Genomic DNA, 20,849 nt, shown 5'->3' on the forward strand with positions numbered 1-20,849 from the left:
GCTTATAAAGCTTTCTCCAATTCTGGAATAATTTGGTGGAGATCACCTACAAGGGTGTAATCGGCAATTTGCATGATGGGAGCTTCTTCATCTTTATTAATGGCAACAATAATTTGTGCATCCATTATACCGGCTATATGCTGGATTGCACCGGAAATGCCAACGGCGATATAAAGTTCAGGGGCAACGACTTTTCCTGTTTGTCCAATTTGCCAATCATTGGGAGCATAGCCTGCATCCACTGCTGCGCGGCTGGCACCTAAAGCAGCATTTAATTTGTTTGCAAGAGGAAGAAGCAGGGCCATAAATTTCTCTTGAGAACCAAGACCACGCCCGCCTGATATAATAATACGTGCTGAGGTGAGTTCAGGACGATCACTTTTGTTTGTCTCTGCTTTTACGAAAGAAGAAAGATTTGGATTGGGAGCTGGTGTTATTGTTTTAATGGGAGCAGAATTATTTTGGGAAGGAGTTGGGGTGAAAGAAGCGGTGCGAACTGTTATAATCTTTTTATAATCATTGGTGCGTACAGTTTCAAATGCATTGCTTGCATAAATTGGTCGTTTGAAGGTATTGGGTGAAAGAATGGCGGTAATATCTGAAATTTGCATAAGATCAAGAAGAGCTGCTACGCGCGGCATCACATTTTTCCCAGTACTGCTGGATGCTGCCATGATCACATCATAATCCTTTGCTAACATGAGAATTGTATCTGCCATAGGCTCGGCAAGTTGATGGGCTAAATAGTCTGCTTTTGCAATAAGAACTTGCCGCACACCATTAAGTTTAGCACTATTTTCCGCTATCGTTTGAATTTTTTCTCCGCAAACCAGAATATCGATATCATTACTGAGTACGCGTGCAGCGGTGAGTACTTTTGCTGTTTCTTCTGTATTATGATCGGCCAATAAAAGAATTGCCATAAGTTTTTGCCCTTTTATGTGAGTGTTGCTTTTACTCTAGTGGTGAGAATATTAAATGCAGTTCTTCTGTTTTAAGGCTCTGACAAGTTCTACTACATTTGCCACTTTTATACCGGATTGACGGGGTTTTGGCTCTTCAACGCTTAAAATTATTAAGCGTGCTTTCGTATCGACGCCAAGATCAGTAAGAGATTTTTGTTCAATGATTTTCTTTTTTGCTTTCATGATATTGGGGAGAGAGGTGTAACGCGGTTCATTGAGCCGTAGATCGGCGGTCATAACCATGGGAAGGGGAAGACAAAGGGTTTGTGTTCCATTATCAACTTCACGAGTAACTGTAGCATGCCCATTTTCTATGTTAAGATGTGAGGCAAAAGTTGCTTGTCCCCACCCAAGAAGAGCAGCGAGCATTTGTCCTGTTTGGTTGCTATCGTCATCAATTGCTTGTTTTCCTAAAAAGACCATGTCGGGTTTTTCTTCATCAACAATGGTTTTGAGAATCTTAGCAATTGCTAAGGGTTCAAGTGTTTGATCCGTTGTGACAAGAAGTGCGCGATCAGCTCCCATTGCAAGTCCTGTTCGTAGAGTTTCTTGAGCTGCTTCTGGGCCAATTGAAACAAGAAGAACTTCTGAAATTTTACCGGATTCTTTTTGGCGAATGGCCTCCTCCACGGCTATCTCATCAAAAGGATTCATAGACATTTTTACGTGAGACAGATCAACGCCTGTACTATCCGGTTTGACGCGTATCTTGATGTTATAATCAACAACACGTTTGACAGCGACAATTATCTTCATAATGATCCTCTTTGTTTGTATGTTACAAGTTTATAGCAATACTCATAAGAAACCAAATTGTTTAGAATGAAGTCTCAATTTATAACTTGTGTTCTCTTTCGTATAAGCTTTTTTATGTTTACTTGTACTTTCTCGTCGTTATTTTCAATCTTCATATTTTTGGCATTGCCATAATTGCCTTATTTGCTTGAATAAAAAGTAAAAAAATCAATCTGTCTTGTGAGAATATTCTTTTTTAGTTTCTTATGCTTTGTTTATGATGGTGCAATAGGTCCTTTATGCAATGAAAAATTAAGTGAAAAAGATAAAAATGGGGGAATGATTTTGCTCTTCAAATCTTGAAGACAGAAAAATTAAAGATCTTTCTTTCAAATATTTTAGATAAAGATTGGGGAAAATATTTCTAACAAAAAAGTTTTTGGGAGTTCTTAAAGCTCTATTTACTAAAATAGAGCACACTTTCTCATCATTTGTTGCGATTCTTTTCAAAAAGGTTAATGAGGGGTAGGCGTTTGTGAATACGAAGGGTCATACGATCGACCAAGCGACCAAACAGGTTAGGAACGATAAAGTCTTTTCTTTTGTTGAACAGAAAGAGAGAATGGATACTTCTGTAGAAGTAACGATGTCGGATATTGCTCAAAAATTACGCACCGTTTATGCGCAAATGCAAATGAAGCATTCGCCTCGTTCTTTAATGCAGCAGAGTTCTGTAGAAGAGCATTTTAAATCTTACTTAGATGATATTAGTCGGGCCATTTTGGCTGAACATTATATACGTCGTCAAAGAGAAAAAAAGCTTTTCCAGTCTTTAGAGCAGATTAAAACAATTGTTCAAAGTTTGCAGAGTGAAAAAAAAAGCTTAGAAGAAGCAGCGGTAACACGACGGGTGTCTCGTTCAAAATCACCTGATTCTGTTGTACAAAAACTTGCTCACATGGAATGTGAGGGAAATCAAGAACGCTTATTACTTCAAAAGGTGCAAAATTATTCGAAAGAAAACAGCATAATTTCACTCCAAACAAATGTTGAAAATACGTTGCAGCAAGAAAATAGAAGCCCTTTGCCCAGTGATGCTCTGCAATCTTCTTTTAAAAAGGTTGAGGGAGTAGTGAAGCATGCTGTGATAAAAGAAAAGGGGATGATGGGTGCTCAGGCATCTAATCATTGCATTGAGAATGATTTTTCTTCTTTAAGGACGCAGTCTCGGGAACATGTGTCGTTTTTATCTTATTTGCTAAAAAAAGGTGTTCTTTGTTTTTTAACCGTTGCATTTGTGGTAGCGATAACGTTATGTTTTTATAGCTTTTTAAAAGGAGCTCGTTTTTTTTAATTTTTATGATGTTGATGTTAATAGATGTGAAATGTATTGCGCATTCGTGTTTGTGCGGAAGCTATAGCAACTAAAATTATCCTTTTAAACACGCAACAGAGATTATTGGAAAAGAGGATAATTGGAGAAGGATTCTCTAATTGTAAAAAAACCTCAAATTATCTTGAAGGTTCTGTAAGTGAGTATTTATTTACCAATTGCTGAAATGTCACTCAATATGCTGATCTTGATTGGTATGGGAGTCGTTGCTGGTTTTTTTTCAGGACTTTTTGGAATCGGTGGTGGGTTTCTCATCACGCCGTTATTGATTTTTTATAATATTCCTCCTGCTATTGCTGTTGGAACAGGTGCCAACCAGATGATTGCTTCATCTGTAACAGGAGCAATTACACATTTTAGAAGACGTACGCTCGATATTAAACTTGGTATTCTTTTGGCGATTGGAGGAGGGATTGGTTCTTTAATCGGGATTCAGGTTTTCTCTGTTTTGAAAAAGTTAGGTCAATTAGACTTAATGATTTCGCTTCTTTATGTGATTCTTCTTGGAAGTGTAGGAAGCTTGATGATCGTTGAAAGTTGGTATGATATGATGCGCAAGCGTAAGGCAGGAAAAGCCAATATTCGTCTTGCTGGTCGACATAATTGGATTCATCGCTTACCCTTAAAAATGCGTTTTCGGACATCTATGATATATGTTAGCATTATTCCAGTTTTAGGGATTGGTCTCATTGTGGGGTTGTTGTCTTCTATTATGGGAATTGGTGGGGGGTTCTTTATGATACCAGCATTGATTTATCTTCTGCGTGTTCCAACCAGTGTGGTGATTGGGACTTCACTTTTTCAGATTACATTTGTGTCTTCTTTCACGACAGTTTTGCAAAGTATGACTAATCAGTCCGTTGATATTGTCTTGGCTTTTTTGTTAATGCTTGGAGGAAGTATTGGTGCGCAATATGGAACACGGGTTGGACGGAAGTTAAAGGCTGAACAATTGCGTATGGCACTTGCATTTTTAGTGCTGATTGTGTGTATGCGTCTTGCTTTTCAATTATTTATACGCCCTGATAATCTTTTCTCTCTGGATATTCTTATGAGATAAAAATGGGTAGATTATTTTCTTTATACATCATTACAGGTTGCTTTTGTTTTATTTCTTTTTCTACATGGTCACATGTTGGGACGCCAGCTACATTCATTGATCAAGTTGACCACGAAACTGTCCAAATTATTGTAACAACGAATACGATTACTGTGGATGCAAATTTTGCTGGTCGTGATCTTTATATTGCTGGTGTTTTAGAAAATATTGATCCGTTATATTCTCGACAGAACCGTTATGATATTGTTGTAAGCTTAGAGGGACAAGATCGGACAATGGTGATGCGAGAAAAAAAACGCAATGCCGGTGTATGGGTCAATACAGATTCTCTTATTTTTAAAAAGGTTCCTCTTTTTTACTCTATGGTCACAACACGTGAAATTGACGATATTACGAGCATTGAAGATTATAAACGCTTAGGGTTAGGATTACTCTATTTGCCATTGCAGACGGATGAACAAGATCAGAAAAAAATACAAACCTTTCGCGATGAACTTATAAAATTGCAAAAAGCTAAAAGCCTTTATTATGAGGAAGTGGGTGGGGTTCGTTTTGGTTCTGACACACTTTTCACAGCGCATTTTCGTTTGCCAGCAAATATCCCGGTTGGACATTATAAAGTTCGTGCTTATCTTTTTCGTGATGGACAGTTTATTGATAGTGCAACAACGACTCTTGAAATTGTTAAAGCACATATCACCTATACAATTTTTTATGCAGCGCACAAGTATCGTTTTTTATACGGTATTGTTGCAGTGATTATTGCTATTACTACAGGATTTTTATGTCGTTTGATTTTTCGAAAAGATTAACGCAAGGAAAATGTTAAGGCTTTTATTTTTTATGAAAAATTCGTAAGATAAGAAAAATAGGCACAACAACAATAGCTCCTGTCATAGTTATATGGAAGAAATTTGTAAGCGTTATAAATCCTGCTTCCCATAGTGATTGAAAAAAATCTACTATTTTTTGTATGAGGTTTCGAGGTGTCCATCCCAAAAAATTCATTACGATGCCAATGAAGAATGAAAGAATAAGCAATTTTAGACTAACGCGGCTTAATTTTTCTCCAAGAAACGCATGAAAAGAATTTAATAATTTTTTTTTTCGCTTCATTCTAAGATACTTTCGAAGATCGTGTTTTTTATTGTATTATCATAGTACAGCGATGTTATTATCATAAAGGAAAAACATTTTTTTATTTTTTCTTACTTTTTTGAGTTTATCACCTTAGTCTGGTTAACGGTGCTGGTTTTTGAAATATACACATGTTTTATTGCATTTTTTGCGATATTTTCATGGCGCTTCTTTTGTTAAATGAAGGGATATCCTTTCGTCTCGAGAATTTGTAGAGAAATTTTATAACGTTTCGATGTTTCACATCAGAGTGAGAGTTGTAGTATATTGAAGATTTTGTAACGAACTTATTATTATCGTGTATAGAAATAATATTTCAAGACAGTTTACTTAAAAAAAGACTATCTATTCTAATAAGGGTGTGCTTATATAGGTATTATATTTAGATATTTCAACCTTAGTGCATTGAAAAGATCTTTTTTCTGAAAAAATGTAAGCAATGAATTGAGTGTTGTTAAAGGAGCAAAGATATTAAAAATACGATGTGGAAAAAAGTTTTGTTATGTATGGGTGCGTAAAGGAATATCAGGGGGAGCCCATGCTCCTTTTATTTAGAAATAAAATATAATTTACAAGCTGTTATTTGGCAGAGGATTATGGAAAAATTCAAAATTCCTCTTGTAGGGGGAGGAGGTCATGTCGGTTGATGGGTGAATTTTCCTGTTTTGTTAAAATGTCAAATTGTTAGTAGAGCTCTTTGTTATTAAGGCGCTTAAGCTAACAAAGAAGAGTCTTTTGATGGCATAAAAAGGCGAGAGGAAAGAAGAGACAAGCTTACCCGACAAAAGAGAGAAAGTAGTGGTTTTATAGTCTTCAATCGTAGGCGTTATGACATCATGAATAGGCTCTGTTATGGGGAGCATTCATTGTATGTCAGAGTGTTTGTTGTTGCATGTTTTGGTTTGTCTTGGCTTATAGCCATGGGTAGAAGTCCGTGGTTGGTAAGTGGTGTTGTTTGAAGGTTTTAATAATACTTTGTTTGAGGCGCTTATGGATCATCTAACCTTATTATTAAGCATGTGCTTGTTGTGTGGGAAATTTATATAGTAAACTTTAAAAGGAAAAGTCTATGAACTTGAAGAAAAAAATATTACAAAATAGCAGCTCTCTTGTTTCTGCTTTTATAGCTTTGGCGATGGTTGCACAACAAGTTTCAGCAAAAACACCCGCTGATACCCTTGTGATGGCTTGGAATCTTGATGCAATTAGTACATTTGATCCCGCACAACTTAATGATGTTTATGGAAGTGAAATTGTTCGCAATGTTTGTGATAATTTGGTCAGTACTGCGACAAATGATCCTGCTAAAATGGTTCCCGCTTTAGCAACACATTGGGATGTTTCAGGTGATGATCACAGTACAGTGATTACTTTTCATTTACGTGATGGTTTGAAGTTTAATGATGGTCGATCAGCCAATGCCAATGATCTTCTTTGGAGTATGAAGCGGATTGTCAAATTGAAGATGGGTAATGCGGCAATTTTTAATGAATATGGAATTGCAGAGCAAAATGTTGATGATGCTTTGCAAGCCCCAGATAAGAAAACAGTGGTGATGAAATTTGATAAGCCTTATCCAGCAGAGCTCATTCTTAATAATATTGTTGCAAGTCCGGCAACAGCTTTGCTTGATCGTCAGACAATTATGAAGCATGAAAAAGATGGCGATTTTGGAAATCAGTATTTGAAAAGTCATGCTGCTTGTGTTGGTCCTTATCAGTTAAAAAGTTGGCGCTCTGGAGAAGCTCTTTTGTTGCGTGCAAGCTCTCACTATTGGGGACAAGCGCCTAAACTGAAGCAGATTTTAATTCGCCATGTTGCAGAGCCCGGAACACAACGTTTGTTGTTGCAAAAACATGATATTGATGTTGCTCGTGATTTGACCCCTGAAGATCTTGCAGATCTGCAAAAAACAACAGATGTTAAAATCGAAGAAGTGTTAGAACCATCTATGATGTACTGGGGATTTAACATGACAAATCCTATTTTTGCTAAGGAAAAAGTACGTTTGGCGATGCGTTATCTCATAGATTATGAAGGTCTTGGCAAGAAGCTTCTCAAAGGTGTTGGTGTTCCACGGGCCAGTTTTATTCCTCTTGGCAACTTTGGGGCTTTAGATGAAAAAGAAGGGCAACCCTTTAAACTTGATATTGCAAAAGCTAAGCAGCTTTTAGCAGAAGCTGGTTATCCGAATGGGTTTGAGGCAAATTTTCTCGTATCAAATGCTCCTTATAGGGTGTTGCTTGCTCAGTCACTCCAAGATAGTGCCGCAAAGGCGGGGGTGCGTCTTAAAATTGAACGGATGGCCGGTACACAGTTGTTTTCTAAACTTTATGCACGGGCTTTTGATACGATTTTTGTCGGATGGAATAATGATTCTGCGGATCCTCATACTATGGCTTCACGTCTTGTTTATAATCCAGATAATCGGCTTGAGGCAAAAAATACCGCCTATCCTAGTTGGCAATATGGGTATTTGGATGAAACGATGAATCAAAAGGTTCAGGATGCATTGTTTCAAAAAGATCCGCAAAAACGGGCACAACTCTATGCTGATTTACAACGTGAATTGATGCAAAAAGGACCTTATGCGTTTATCTTTCAGAAATATACTGTTATCGCGATGACGCCTGATATCAAAAAGTGGGTTTGGAATAGTGCGCCACATATTTTTTATAGTAAAATTGAAAAATAAGAGTGTCTTCAATGCTGTTCAATAGATAAAGGGCATCGTCATGATATATTCGGCGTATTGTATAAATTTTAAGCTTTGCAATGCGCCGAAGATCATAGGTAATGTGTGATATATTGTTGAATGTCTTTTCAAGACATTCGTTTAAAGATATTTTTCATTCTCATTAGAGGTGTATTTAAGTGGATGTTAAGATCGATATTTCAATTTTTCTGAATTAGAAAGTGGTCAATTTATTTGTTAAAAAACTGAGTATAACATAAAGAAACGAAGTGTAACAAATATCGCCGAATTTAGTGGTGCTAAAGGTGCAAAGGTTTTGCGATGTTGAAGGAAAGTTTTGTTATGGGGGTACACAAGGGATATCAGTTTTTTATGGTGTTTATATTTTCTTTTGCTTTGAAAGATGATGAGATGTCATTTGGAGGGTGTTATTTTACGGGGAGTGATGAAAAAATTAAATTTTCTTTTGAAGAAGGAATAAAAGTCGTTGCATTTGGCAAACTAACGAATTTTTCTGTTTTATCAAATCGTCAAATTGTTATGAAGGCTCGTTGTTATTAAGGTACTTGAGCTAAAAGGGGTAGTGCTTTGATGGTATAGAAAACGCCGGAAGAAATACGAGACAAGCTTGCTTAACAAGATAGAAAAAATACAGGTTTTATAGTCTTCAATAGTAGGCGTTATGATATCGTGATTAAGCTCTGTTGTTGGTGAGCATTCATTGTATATTAGAGTGTTTTCCTTTGTATGTTTTAGTTTGGCTTATAAGTGTAGACAAGAGGAGTCATTGGCAAGAGGTGCTTGTTCTTGAAGATTTTAAAGTTTGGTCTTTAGGAGCCTATCGTTCGTCTAAACTTAAATTAAGCACGTTTTGCTGCATGGAGAATTTATACAATAAACGTTAAAAGGAAAATTCTATGAACGTGAAAAGAAAAATATTGAAAAAGGGCAGTTCTTTTGTTTCTGCTGTTCTTGCAATGGGGATGTTTGTGCAACAAGTTTCAGCAAAAACACCCGCCGATACGCTTGTGATGGCTTGGAATCTCGATCCAATAAATACATTTGACCCTGCACAACTCAATGACCGTTATGGAATTGAAGTGGTTAACAATATTTGTGATAATTTAGTCGTTTCTGCTACAGATGATGCGGCTAAAATGGTTCCCTCGTTAGCGAAGAGCTGGGATGTTTCAAGTGATGATCAGAGTACGGTGATTACTTTTCACTTGCGTGATGGTTTAAAGTTTTATGATGGTCGTCCTGCGAATGCCAATGATCTTGTTTGGGGTATGAAGCGGGTTGTCAAATTGAAATTGTCTAATGCAGCAACATTTAATGAATATGGGATTACAGAACAAAACGTTGATGAGGCTTTTCAAGCACCGGATGACAAAACGGTGGTGATGAAATTTGATAAACCTTATCCAGCAGAGCTCATTCTTAGCAATATTTCCACTAATCGCACTGCTGCCTTGCTGGATCGTGAGACACTCATGAAAAACGAACAAGATGGTGATATGGGAAACCGATATTTGGCCAGTCATTCTGCTTGTGTTGGTCCTTATCAGCTAGAGAGTTGGCGCCCTGGAGAAGGAATTTTGTTGCGTGCAAGCTCCAATTATTGGGGGGAGGTGCCTAAATTGAAGAAGATTTTAATTCGCCATGTCGCGGAGCCTGGAACGCAACGTTTATTATTGGAAAAACATGATATCGATGTTGCACGTAATCTGATGCCAGAGGATTTGGCAGATCTCCAAGCAACAACGGATATTAAAGTTGAAAAAGTTTTGGCGCCCTCCATGATCATATGGGGATTTAATGCGACAAACCCTATTTTTGCCAATGAAAAAGTGCGTTTGGCGATGCGCTATCTTATTGACTATGAAGGACTCGGTAAGACTCTTCTCAAAGATGTTGGTATTCCACGTGCAAGTTTTATTCCTCTTGGTAACCTTGGAGCTTTGGATGAAAAAGAGGGACAACCCTTTAAACTTGATCTCCAAAAAGCAAAGCAACTTTTAACAGAGGCAGGTTATCCGGATGGTTTTGAGGCCAGTATTTTTGCCGGTGCCTCTCCTTATCCTTTTGCTTTGCCTATTGCTCAGTCTCTCCAAGACAATGCAAAAAAAGTTGGAGTACGTTTTAAAATTGAACGTTTTGTAGGTACGCAGTTGTTTTCAAAATTTTATGCGCGTGGTTTTGATACGATTTTTTTCGGATGGAATAATGGCTCTGGGGACCCCCATACAATGGCTTCACGTCTTATTTATAATCCAGATAATCGGCTTGAGGCTAAAAATACAGGCTATGCGAGTTGGTGCCATGGGTATTTGGATGAAACTATGAATCAAAAGGTTCAAGATGCATTGTTTCAAAAAGATCCCAAAAAACGGGCGCAAATGTATGCTGATTTACAACGTGATTTTATGCAGAAAGGGCCTTATGCTTTTATCTATCAGACATATGTTTCTGTAGCGATGACACCTGATGTCAAAAAATGGGTTTGGAATAGTGCACCACGTATTTTTTATAGTGCAATTGAAAAATAAAAAGGTATCAGGTTTATAAAATATAAAAAAACATGGTCATGATATATTTGATGTATTGCAAAGCTCTTTAATACTTTGCAATACGTTGAATTCTATCGGGAATGGATTACCATGTTGTGTAGAGAATTTTGTTTCAAAACATTCTATTGGGAAGAGAGGTTATTTATTTCGATAAATTCTACGTATATAGATATTAATATTTGATATTTCAATTTATATGTATAAAAAGTAATAAATTTGTTTGTTGCAAAAGACAGGTGTAACGAATAAAGCAAAATTTAGTGTTTCTGAAAAAATGGGGACTTTATAAAATGTTTTGGTGAGAAAAACTGTTGTATGCGGGTACGTGGGGAAACATCAAGCTACTCTTCTCATACCTCAGGTTACATTCCTTATGACTTAAAATATGATAATCTATAGGTTCGAAGCTGTTATTTGATACGGAGTTATAATAAAGTTCGAATTTTCTTCTGAAGAAGGGTGAAAATGGTTACGAAAAAATTTATTCAGGATCATCAAAATATCAAATTGTTTTGAGGCTTTTGAAGCAATTAGAGTAGCGCTTTGATGATACTTTTTAGAAAATCGCAAGAAGAAACTTGAAAAAGAAATCTTTTTAATGAAGCAAGGAAGGATTTTGGTCTGATATGCTCTGAATTATAAGTGCCGTGATGTCGTGTGCTATCGTGCGTGATAGCTTCATTTTAATCAGATCGTTTTGCGTTGCATATGTTCGTTTGTTCTATACGTATTTGGGAGGGAAGGAGCTTTTGAAAAGTGGCTGCTTGCTTTTAGAGATTTTGATATTTTACCTCTAGGAGGCGTGTTTTCTAAGCATGATCTTATCATTTTTGCATGTTGTCACATGAGAAGTTATACAATAACCTTAAATCTTAAAAGGAAAATTCTATGAACGGGAAAAGAAAAATATTGAAAAAGGGCAGTTCTTTTGTTTCTGCTGTTCTTGCAATGGGGATGTTTGTGCAACAAGTTTCAGCGAAAACACCTGCCGATACGCTTGTGATGGCTTGGAATCTTGATACAATAAGTACATTTGATCCCGCACAAATCAATGACCGTTATGGTAATGAAGTTCTTGTTAATGTTTGTGATAATTTAGTCGTTTCTGCTACAGATGATGCTGCTAAAATGGTTCCTTCTTTAGCGAAGAGTTGGGATGTTTCAAGTGATGATCAGAGTACGGTGATTACTTTTCACTTGCGTGATGGTTTAAAGTTCAATGATGGTCGTCCTGCGAATGCTAATGATCTTATTTGGAGCATGAAGCGGGTTGTTCAATTGAAGATGGCTACTGCGGCGACATTTAATGAATATGGGATTACAGAACAAAACGTTGATGAGGCTTTTCAAGCACCGGACGACAAAACGGTTGTGATGAAATTTGATAAACCTTATCCAGCAGAGCTCATTCTTAGCCATTTTGCCACTAGTCGTACTCTTGCTTTGCTTGATCGTGAGACACTCATGAAACACGAAAAAAATGGTGATATGGGAAACCGGTATTTGGCAAGCCATTCTGCTTGCGTTGGTCCTTATCAGCTAGAGAGTTGGCGCCCTGGAGAAGGAATTTTGTTGCGTGCAAGCTCCAATTATTGGGGGGAGGCGCCTAAATTGAAGAAGATTTTAATTCGCCATGTTGCGGAACCTGGAACACAACGTTTATTGTTGCAAAAACACGATATCGATGTTGCACGTAATCTGATGCCAGAGGATTTGGCAGATCTCCAAGCAACAACGGATATTAAAGTTGAAAGAGTGTTAGAGCCATCCGTGATCATATGGGGGTTCAATGTGACAAACCCTATTTTTGCCAATGAAAAAGTGCGTTTAGCGATGCGCTATCTTATTGACTATGAAGGACTTGGTAAGACTCTTCTCAAAGATGTTGGTATTCCACGTGCAAGTTTTATTCCTCTTGGTAATCTTGGAGCTTTGGATGAAAAAGAGGGACAACCCTTTAAACTTGATCTCCAAAAAGCAAAGCAACTTTTAACAGAGGCAGGTTATCCGGATGGTTTTGAGGCCAGTATTTTTGCCGGTGCCTCTCCTTATCCTTTTGCTTTGCCTATTGCTCAGTCTCTCCAAGACAATGCAAAAAAGGTGGGGGTACGTTTTAAAATTGAACGCTTCGTAGGCACGCAGTTATTTTCAAAACTATCTGCACGTACTTTTGATACAATTTTTTTCGGATGGAATAATGATTCTGCGGATCCTCATACAATGGCTTCACGTCTTATTTATAATCCAGATAATCGGCTTGAGGCTAAAAATACAGGCTATGCGAGTTGGTGCCATGGGTATTTGGATGAAACTATGAATCAAAAGGTTCAAGATGCATTGTTTCAAAAAGATCCCAAAAAACGGGCGCAAATGTATGCTGATTTACAACGTGATTTTATGCAGAAAGGGCCTTATGCTTTTATCTATCAGACGTATCACACGATAGCGATGACACCTGATGTTAAAAAATGGGTTTGGAATAGTGCACCACGTATTTTTTATAGTGCAATTGAAAAATAAGAAGGTATCAAGTTTATAAAATATAAAAAACAGGGTCATGATATATTTGATGTATTGCAAAGCTCTTTAATACTTTGCAATACATTGAATTCTATCGGGAATGGATTACTATGTTGTGTAGAGAATTTTATTTCAGGAATTCTTATAGAAGATGTGTTTGTTTGGATGTTAGGATTGAATATTTTAACTTCTATTGATACAATTTTCGGATGAAATAATGACTCTAGACATCCCCGTACAACGGCTTCAAGTTTTTTTACAACCCTGATAATCGATTTGAAATTAAAAATATAAGCTGTTCTAGCCGGTGTTATGGGTATTTTGATGAAGCTATAAATCAAAAGTTTAAAGATGTGTTGTTTCAAAAAGATTCACAGAAACGGGCGTAAAGAATTGAAAAATGGTAAGTTTGTTTAGTGAAAAAACAGGTGTAACAAATGTGGCAGAATTCACTGTTTCCGAAATAGCAGGGGCTCTAAAGCGTGTTGTTGAAGAAAAGTTTGGTTATGTACGGGTGCGTGGGGAGATATCAGGGTACCGTGGTACTCATGCTTCGGGACATGCTTATTTTGCTTTAAAAGATGATAAGGCACGGTTGGAAGCTGTTATTTGGCGTGGAGTTATGGAAAAGCTCAAATTCCCTCCTGAAGAAGGGATGGAAGTAGTTGCTGTTGGTAAACTTACGACGTATCCAGGGTCATCGAAATATCAAATTGTCATTGAGGCTCTTGAACCAACGGGGGTTGGTGCTTTGATGACACTTCTTGAAAATCGTAAGAAAAAGTTTTTAGAAGAAGGCTTGTTTGATGAAGAAAAGAAAAAACCTTTGCCTTATATGCCTCGAATTTTAGGCGTTGTAACATCACCAACAGGTGCTGTTATTCGTGATATTATTCATCGTATATCCGATCGTTTTCCGTTGCATATTTTGGTTTGGCCTGTACGTGTTCAGGGGGAAACAAGTGGGAGGGAAGTGGCTGTTGCTGTTGAAGGTTTTAATGCTCTTGGTCTAGGTGGACTTATTCCAAAACCTGATCTTATTATTGTTGCACGGGGAGGAGGAAGTTTAGAAGATTTGTGGGGGTTTAATGACGAAGCTGTTGTTCGTGCTGTTTATGAATCTTCTCTTCCTGTTATTTCTGCTGTTGGGCATGAAACGGACTGGACCTTGATTGATTATGTGGCTGATTGGCGCGCTCCAACTCCTACCGCCGCAGCAGAACGGGCTGTTCCTGTTAAGCTTGATCTCGAGGTGCTGGTGGCATCGCTTGATGCACGTTTGCGCAAGGGACTCGCGCGTTATTTGGATTTTTATCGACAAAAATTGCGTGCTACTCTACGAGCTCTTCCGACTGCCGATCAACTTTTTGCTTTACCACGGCGTGGTTTGGATGAAACTTCAAGTCGATTGCAGCGTGCTCTTTGTGTAAGCTACGATAAAAAACGTTTTTCTTTTCATGCACTTGGTGTGCGTTTTTCACCGCGTTTGTTAAATAGTGAAAAAGCACAACGCAATACAAAGGAATATACGGCACGTCTTCAGCGTGCTTTTGTGCGTAGTGTGGAAAAACAACGTGCTGGGTTAGAGGTAGTATCTAGGCTTTTAAGAAGCACTTCATATCAGAATATTTTGGAGCGCGGTTTTGTTTTGGCTTTGGGGAAAGATCATAAGCCCATTAAACGATTGGTTCAGTTTCCTGAAACAGGGCAAATAAATTTACGCTTTTTTGATGGAGATATCAGTGTTGCAACACAAGAACCTGTTTTTTCTAAACGGTCAAAACACAAGCAGATAAAGTCGCCAAGCGATGATCAAGGAACTCTCTTTTAATACGGTTAATGCCATGCTTGCGGAAGGTCTTCTTAAGGGAGTGGATGAAAAAGTTCGTTGCGCATGGGCTGGAACGGATCCACTTTATTGTGCTTATCATGATACCGAATGGGGAAAGCCTATTTTTGAGGATATTCGTTTGTTTGAGAAAATTTGTCTTGAAGGTTTCCAAGCGGGGCTTTCTTGGTTTACAATTTTAAAAAAACGCTCTTTTTTTCGCGTTGCATTTGATCACTTTGACTTTGAAAAGATTGTTCATTACGATGAGCTAAAGGTGAAAATGTTAATGCAAAATAAAGACATTGTTCGCCATCAAGGAAAAATTCAATCAGTGCTTAATAATGCACTTAGAGCACAAGAAATTATAACAGAGTGGGGAAGTTTGTCCCGCTATTTTTGGTCTTTTCAGCCACCACAATCAGAGCGTTATGAAAAGATAGACTTTCAAACACTGTTGGCTAACCCTATGACACCTGCTTCTCTTCGTCTTTCTCAAGACTTGAAGAGACGTGGCTGGACATTCGTTGGTCCCACAATTTGTTATGCTTTTATGCAGTCCGTAGGGATTGTTAATGATCATCTTGAAGGATGTTTTTGTCGATAAATTGGCAAACTGTCTTTTGTAAGAGTAATGATCAATAGGATAATAATTGAATTATTTAATAAATGTATAGATTATACAATTCCACTGTATAAGATAATTGAAATATACAAACTATACAATATTAATGATTTTCTACTGTTGTTGGCACTAAAAACGATAAAGGTATAATTTTGAGGATGAAAAAACAGATGCCAAAAGAAGTGATACCTTAACTGTTATGTATCTGAAGTGAGATAATGGTAATGTCTTGTATGTTTTAAAGAAACATTTAGTACACCAAAACCCATTTCGCGGTGGCGCCCGTGAATGGTATGACAGTAAATCCATTGTGCACTCCATCTTTACGCTTATGAAGGAGCAAATCGGCACCATCACACACTTTACTAGCTCTCAATGTTGTGCAACAGTCTTTGGCATTTGTAATGGTTGAGAAGAGTTTTTTTTATTTCTGTTAATGACATGACGGTTATAATTAATGAATATTTTATTCATGATTATTGACGAATGCAAAGTGGTTTTTAGATGGGGTGCTGTTGTTGCATTGTTTTACTTTGCTTGTATGACTGTCGGTTTATTTATATGTAGGTCGATTGCTCAATGCTTACCTAGGTAATAAAAATAAAATACAGCGATGAAAAATTGAAGTTAAATGACTCAAGCTGCTTGTGTTAGGTTTTATTATCTGATAACTTTCCTTCACTAGAGAGGAATTTTACTGCGTGTGAGCTCCAGTTTTGGGAGGATACTTAAGCTCAGACAGACTGGTATTCACTGCATTGCTTCGTTGAATCTCTGTATGTTTCCGCTGGAAACGAGAGTTCTATTGCGGTATGTTGTTTTCTGTTCTATTTTTATGGTGGTAAAGCAATGATGCACACTAAAGTCTAGAAGGGTTTATATTCGTTATGTCTTTTGGGGGGGGGAAGCGTCTAATGAATTTTGTTTTTATCAATGGGGGATGCATTTTAGTGTATATTCTTTTATTGTAAGCTTTATTTCTCAAAAGATAAAGCGTGGAAGGAATGATTCTTCTCATTTTTCCTTTATCTTTGTTAACGCGTTTGGTTTTGTTGGTAAAAACGTAAAACTTTTGACACTTATTTTTCAAAAGATTAAGCAGCTTTTTGTGGGGGATAGCGTTTTAGAAAAGATATTTTCTTATGTCTTTCTGCTGTTCCAGTGTCGTTTTTGTCATGTAGTAAAGATGCGCCGTATCTTGAAACAGTGTTTGAGGGGGATGACTATTTTAAAAGTTTGCATATTTTATTTTAAATGTCGCCTAAAGGAATAGAATAATGAATTCATAAATTTTTGCGTAATGATTTTTTTAAAGCTCACTATTTTTGGGGCGACAAGGCTTATTGATGATTAATAGAGAACTGATATAGTGCATTATCATATGCAAAGAGGTTATGAAAAGAATGTAATACTGGTTAGCAAAACATATATTGCATGTTCGTTATGGTTTATTGAGACGTAAGTCAATGAATTTATCAAGTAGATGACTCTGTGTAGGTGATTAAAAATATAGGCGATTAGAACGTATTTATTCAATGTTATAATTATAAATTTGCTATATTATTTCAGCGTCATTAATTGATAAAAATAAATAAAGGGAAAAGTTTATGAACTTGAAGAAAACAATATTGAAAAGTAGCAGCTCTCTTGTTGCTGCTCTTATGGCTTTGGGCGTAGTTGTACAACAGGTTTCAGCAAAAACACCCGCTGATACCCTTGTGATGGCTTGGAATCTTGATGCAATCAGTACGTTTGATCCCGCACAACTTAATGATGTTTATGGAAGTGAAATTATTTACAATATTTGTGATAACTTGGTGAGTACTGCGACAGATGATCCTGCTAAAATGGTTCCCGTTTTAGCAACACATTGGGATGTTTCAGGTGATGATCACAGTACGGTGATTACTTTTCATTTACGTGATGGTTTGAAGTTTAATGATGGCAGATCAGCCAATGCCAATGATCTTGTTTGGGGTATGAAGCGGATTGTCAAATTGAAGATGGGTAATGCGGCAATTTTTAATGAATATGGAATTACAGAACAAAATGTTGATGATGCTTTGCAAGCTCCCGATGAGAAAACGGTTGTGATGAAATTTGATAAGCCTTATCCAGCAGAGCTCATTCTTAATAATATTGTTGCGAGTCGTGCAACAGCTTTGCTTGATCGTAAGACGATTATGAAACACGAAAAAGATGGCGATTTTGGAAATCAGTATTTGAAAGGTCATGCTGCTTGTGTTGGTCCTTATCAGTTAAAAAGTTGGCGCCCTGGAGAAGCTCTTTTGTTGCGTGCAAGCTCTCACTATTGGGGACAAGCGCCTAAACTGAAGCAGATTTTAATTCGCCATGTTGCAGAGCCCGGAACACAACGTTTGTTGTTGCAAAAACATGATATTGATGTTGCTCGTAATTTGACACCTGAAGATCTTGCAGATCTGCAAAAAACAACAGATGTTAAAGTTGAAAGAGTGTTAGTGCCAACTATGATGTACTGGGGATTCAATACGACGAATCCTATTTTTGCTAAGGAAAAAGTACGTTTGGCGATGCGTTATCTCATAGATTATGAAGGTCTTGGCAAGAAGCTTCTCAAAGGGATTGGTATCCCACGGGCCAGTTTTATTCCTCTTGGCAACTTTGGGGCTTTGGATGAAAAAGAGGGGCAACCCTTTAAACTTGATATTGCAAAAGCCAAGCAGCTTTTAGCAGAAGCTGGTTATCCGAATGGATTTGAGGCAAATTTTCTCGTGTCAAACACTCCTTATACTTTGTTACTTGCTCAGTCACTCCAGGATAGTGCTGCACAGGCGGGCGTACGTCTTAAAATTGAACGTGTAGCAGGTACACAGTTATTTTCAAAAGTGGATGCTCGAGCTTTTGATACGGCTTTTATCGGATGGAATAATGATTCTGCGGATCCTCATACCATGGCTTCACGTCTTATTTTCAATCCAGATAATCGTTTTGAGGCTAGAAATACAGCCTATCCTAGTTGGAAGCATGGGTATTTTGATGCTAAGATGAATCAAAAAGTTGAAGAAGCGTTGTTTCAAAAAAATCCGCAAAAACGAGCGCAACTCTATGCTGATTTACAACGTGAATTAATGCAAAAAGGACCTTATGCGTTTATCTTTCAACAATATAGCGTTGTCGCGATGACGCCTGATGTCAAAAAATGGGTTTGGAATAGTGCACCGCGTATTTTTTATAGTAAAATTGAAAAATAAGTGTGTCTTTTTAGTGTTATCAAAGCTAAAAAGAGCTTAATCATAATTGCATGATGAAAATATTCTCCCATATAAAGCTCTTCAGTTTTTTTAGGATGAAACTGTGAGGGATGTTTGTGTAGTAGCAGTATATAATTAAGATCGTTTATAGGGAGCGATGAATATAGAAAGTTATATTGGGGAGGATCTTTGTTTATGGTTATAGATTCTCTGCATCCCGAATATAGACTGATGTATAAGAAAATTATTTTGTAGATGCTTAGTTTGATTAAATGAAATTGATGTCTAATGCTATGCTATTTAAGCAAAATCACAATCACTTTGTGTGAAAAGGTAGAAGAATACAAAAGGAAGAGATAAAATGGGAAAACAAAGAATATTGAAAAAAATTTCTATTTTATTAAGCTCAATCATTTTTTTTAATGGGGCTGTAACAACGGCATTCAGTGCCTCATCTAAAGATATATTGGTAATGGCATGGAATATTGATTCAATTAGTAGTTTTGATCCAGCGCAAACTGTTGAGGTTGTGACGAGTGAGTTATTAACGAATATTTGCAGCGCGTTAGTGCAATATGATGAGCATGATCCTACAAAAATTCGCCCTGCTATGGCAAAATCTTGGGACGTTTTAGACAATGGCAAAAGAATAGTCTTTCATCTTCGTGATGATTTAAAGTTTAATGATGGAAGGATGGCTACAGCGCAAGATTTGGTATGGTCGATGCGACGGATTATTAAATTAGGATTAAGCTATGCTCAATCTTTAATGGATTATGGGTTTACCAAAAACAATATTGAAACAAATATTCAGGCTCTTGATGATAAGACTTTACAATTAAAATTAGATAAACCCTATCCTATTCAGCTCATATTGACTGTTATTGGACAATCTTATGCTTCTGCTTTGCTTGATCGGAAAACAATTGAAGCACAGAGTATTAACGGTGATATGGGGAATAAATATTTAGCAACACATACAGCTTGTGTTGGACCTTATAAATTGGTGAGCTGGTCTCCAGGAGATAAAGTTGTGTTAGAGGCGACACAACATTATTGGGGCGATGTGCCTAAAATTAAGCAGATTGTTGTGCAGCATGTAGCGGATTCATCAAGTCAAAGACTTCTTTTGGAAAAAGGTGATGTGGATATAGTGCGTGATCTTTCTTCAGAGGATATTTTAGATCTTGAAAAAAAAGGAGGTCCAGTCAAAATTAGTCGTGTTTTGCGTCCGCAGATTATTTACTTATCGTTAAATAATAAGAATGCAATTTTTGCGAATGAAAAGGTCAGATTGGCACTTCGTTATTTGGTTGATTATGAAGGTCTTGGAAAAACTGTTTTGAAAGGGATTGCTATTCCTCGGGCAACTTATATGTCTTTAGGTGTTCCAGGTGCTTTAGATGAAAAAGAAGGTTTGCCTTTTCAGTTGGATTTGAAAAAAGCAAAACAACTGATTACTGAAGCTGGTTATCCTAATGGGTTTAAAGCTAATCTTTTAGTTGGAAGCCTTAGTTATATGTCGTCTGTTGCACAGTCTATTCAAGCCAATGCACGCAAAATTGGTGTTGAGCTTACAATTGAAAAAATGGCACAAAATCAATTGTTGAGCCGTGTACGTGGTGGAAATTATGATACTGCTATTATGGGGTGGGGGAGTGCCGATCCTGATGGACATCCTGCTTCATTAAATCACGTGTTTAACCCTGATCCAACATTTACAAAAAAGCACAATATGTATTTAGCTTGGCGCGCTGGGTATTATGATGAAAATATTAATAACATGGTGATGGATGCTTTGTTTGAGAAAGACCCCAATAAGCGTATCATGCAATATCGTACTTTACAGCATTATGTGCTAGAGCATGGTCCTATGGTTTATTTATTTCAGACATATTATACCGTTGGTATGGGGCCTGATGTCAAAAAATGGATTTGGAACAGTTATAGACTTTATTACAATGAAGCAGAAAAATAAAAAGAAGCATGTTATAGAAAAGGATTGTAGAACATGCTTAATAAGAGATTGTTTTGTTATATAAAAAAGTATTTGCTTTATGTTTTGTCGCTACAGAGGGGATTTTTATA

The 20,849-nt window shown here is 37.1% G+C and carries 14 protein-coding genes; 11 read left to right on the top strand and 3 right to left on the bottom strand.

Annotated elements, in window-relative coordinates; translation table 11 throughout:
• Positions 1–2 precede the first annotated feature (2 nt).
• Positions 3–923, bottom strand: a complete 921-nt coding sequence (locus tag ACFIMK_RS03120) for an electron transfer flavoprotein subunit alpha/FixB family protein (RefSeq protein ID WP_375683086.1) — start codon at positions 921–923, stop codon at positions 3–5.
• 51 nt (positions 924–974) lie between these two features.
• The gene (locus ACFIMK_RS03125) at positions 975–1,721 is read right to left on the bottom strand and encodes an electron transfer flavoprotein subunit beta/FixA family protein (protein ID WP_375628246.1); all 747 of its coding nucleotides are present in this window, start codon (positions 1,719–1,721) and stop codon (positions 975–977) included.
• A 514-nt stretch (positions 1,722–2,235) separates the two neighbouring features.
• On the opposite strand from ACFIMK_RS03125, the gene ACFIMK_RS03130 reads away from it, so the two are divergent.
• The 3 genes from ACFIMK_RS03130 to ACFIMK_RS03140 all read left to right on the top strand — a co-directional run bounded on the left by ACFIMK_RS03130 (position 2,236) and on the right by ACFIMK_RS03140 (position 4,965).
• On the top strand, positions 2,236–3,054 hold the full coding sequence (locus ACFIMK_RS03130) for a hypothetical protein (RefSeq protein WP_375641024.1): 819 nt from the start codon (positions 2,236–2,238) through the stop codon (positions 3,052–3,054).
• 178 nt (positions 3,055–3,232) lie between these two features.
• Positions 3,233–4,153: a sulfite exporter TauE/SafE family protein gene (locus ACFIMK_RS03135; protein ID WP_375613503.1), complete on the top strand. Its 921-nt coding sequence runs from the start codon at positions 3,233–3,235 to the stop codon at positions 4,151–4,153.
• Positions 4,154–4,155: 2 nt separating this feature from the next.
• Positions 4,156–4,965, top strand: coding sequence for a TIGR02186 family protein (locus ACFIMK_RS03140; protein WP_375613504.1), 810 nt, complete (start codon positions 4,156–4,158; stop codon positions 4,963–4,965).
• Positions 4,966–4,987: 22 nt separating this feature from the next.
• Here ACFIMK_RS03140 and ACFIMK_RS03145 read toward each other — a convergent pair whose 3' ends face one another.
• On the bottom strand, positions 4,988–5,269 hold the full coding sequence (locus tag ACFIMK_RS03145) for a DUF6460 domain-containing protein (protein WP_375613505.1): 282 nt from the start codon (positions 5,267–5,269) through the stop codon (positions 4,988–4,990).
• Positions 5,270–6,359: 1,090 nt separating this feature from the next.
• Here ACFIMK_RS03145 and ACFIMK_RS03150 point away from each other — a divergent pair.
• The 8 genes from ACFIMK_RS03150 (at position 6,360) to ACFIMK_RS03185 (ending at position 20,739) form a co-directional block, all read left to right on the top strand.
• Positions 6,360–7,985 (top strand): ABC transporter substrate-binding protein, encoded by a 1,626-nt coding sequence (locus ACFIMK_RS03150; protein ID WP_375651310.1) that lies wholly within the window; start codon positions 6,360–6,362, stop codon positions 7,983–7,985.
• A gap of 342 nt (positions 7,986–8,327) precedes the next feature.
• A complete protein-coding gene (locus ACFIMK_RS03155) occupies positions 8,328–8,546 on the top strand; it encodes a hypothetical protein (protein ID WP_375612270.1) in 219 nt (72 codons plus the stop codon).
• Between the two features lie 356 nt (positions 8,547–8,902).
• A complete protein-coding gene (locus ACFIMK_RS03160) occupies positions 8,903–10,534 on the top strand; it encodes an ABC transporter substrate-binding protein (protein ID WP_375675782.1) in 1,632 nt (543 codons plus the stop codon).
• A gap of 909 nt (positions 10,535–11,443) precedes the next feature.
• Complete coding sequence (locus ACFIMK_RS03165) at positions 11,444–13,075, top strand: ABC transporter substrate-binding protein (protein WP_375638547.1); 1,632 nt, start codon at positions 11,444–11,446, stop codon at positions 13,073–13,075.
• Between the two features lie 400 nt (positions 13,076–13,475).
• A complete protein-coding gene (gene xseA / locus ACFIMK_RS03170; RefSeq protein ID WP_375638549.1) occupies positions 13,476–14,906 on the top strand; it encodes an exodeoxyribonuclease VII large subunit in 1,431 nt (476 codons plus the stop codon).
• A complete protein-coding gene (locus ACFIMK_RS03175; RefSeq protein WP_375638551.1) occupies positions 14,884–15,510 on the top strand; it encodes a DNA-3-methyladenine glycosylase I in 627 nt (208 codons plus the stop codon). Before xseA ends, ACFIMK_RS03175 begins: the two co-directional genes overlap by 23 nt.
• Positions 15,511–17,135: 1,625 nt before the next feature.
• Complete coding sequence (locus tag ACFIMK_RS03180; protein WP_375638553.1) at positions 17,136–18,761, top strand: ABC transporter substrate-binding protein; 1,626 nt, start codon at positions 17,136–17,138, stop codon at positions 18,759–18,761.
• Positions 18,762–19,122: 361 nt separating this feature from the next.
• The gene (locus ACFIMK_RS03185; RefSeq protein ID WP_375612275.1) at positions 19,123–20,739 is read left to right on the top strand and encodes an ABC transporter substrate-binding protein; all 1,617 of its coding nucleotides are present in this window, start codon (positions 19,123–19,125) and stop codon (positions 20,737–20,739) included.
• The last annotated feature ends 110 nt before the right edge of the window (positions 20,740–20,849 follow it).

The organism is Bartonella sp. AP280QHHD (assembly GCF_042196125.1).
In the GTDB taxonomy this organism is placed as follows: Bacteria; Pseudomonadota; Alphaproteobacteria; order Rhizobiales; family Rhizobiaceae; genus Bartonella.

What these genes read in the sequence shown, in the direction of transcription:
- ACFIMK_RS03155 (WP_375612270.1), top strand. Translation starts at nt 8,328, where the DNA reads ATGGGGGTACACAAGGGATATCAGTTTTTTATGGTGTTTATATTTTCT.
- xseA (WP_375638549.1), top strand. Translation starts at nt 13,476, where the DNA reads ATGGTAAGTTTGTTTAGTGAAAAAACAGGTGTAACAAATGTGGCAGAA.
- ACFIMK_RS03150 (WP_375651310.1), top strand. Translation starts at nt 6,360, where the DNA reads ATGAACTTGAAGAAAAAAATATTACAAAATAGCAGCTCTCTTGTTTCT.
- ACFIMK_RS03160 (WP_375675782.1), top strand. Translation starts at nt 8,903, where the DNA reads ATGAACGTGAAAAGAAAAATATTGAAAAAGGGCAGTTCTTTTGTTTCT.
- ACFIMK_RS03175 (WP_375638551.1), top strand. Translation starts at nt 14,884, where the DNA reads ATGATCAAGGAACTCTCTTTTAATACGGTTAATGCCATGCTTGCGGAA.
- ACFIMK_RS03125 (WP_375628246.1), bottom strand. Translation starts at nt 1,721, where the DNA reads ATGAAGATAATTGTCGCTGTCAAACGTGTTGTTGATTATAACATCAAG.
- ACFIMK_RS03145 (WP_375613505.1), bottom strand. Translation starts at nt 5,269, where the DNA reads ATGAAGCGAAAAAAAAAATTATTAAATTCTTTTCATGCGTTTCTTGGA.
- ACFIMK_RS03140 (WP_375613504.1), top strand. Translation starts at nt 4,156, where the DNA reads ATGGGTAGATTATTTTCTTTATACATCATTACAGGTTGCTTTTGTTTT.
- ACFIMK_RS03120 (WP_375683086.1), bottom strand. Translation starts at nt 923, where the DNA reads ATGGCAATTCTTTTATTGGCCGATCATAATACAGAAGAAACAGCAAAA.
- ACFIMK_RS03180 (WP_375638553.1), top strand. Translation starts at nt 17,136, where the DNA reads ATGAACTTGAAGAAAACAATATTGAAAAGTAGCAGCTCTCTTGTTGCT.
- ACFIMK_RS03165 (WP_375638547.1), top strand. Translation starts at nt 11,444, where the DNA reads ATGAACGGGAAAAGAAAAATATTGAAAAAGGGCAGTTCTTTTGTTTCT.
- ACFIMK_RS03185 (WP_375612275.1), top strand. Translation starts at nt 19,123, where the DNA reads ATGGGAAAACAAAGAATATTGAAAAAAATTTCTATTTTATTAAGCTCA.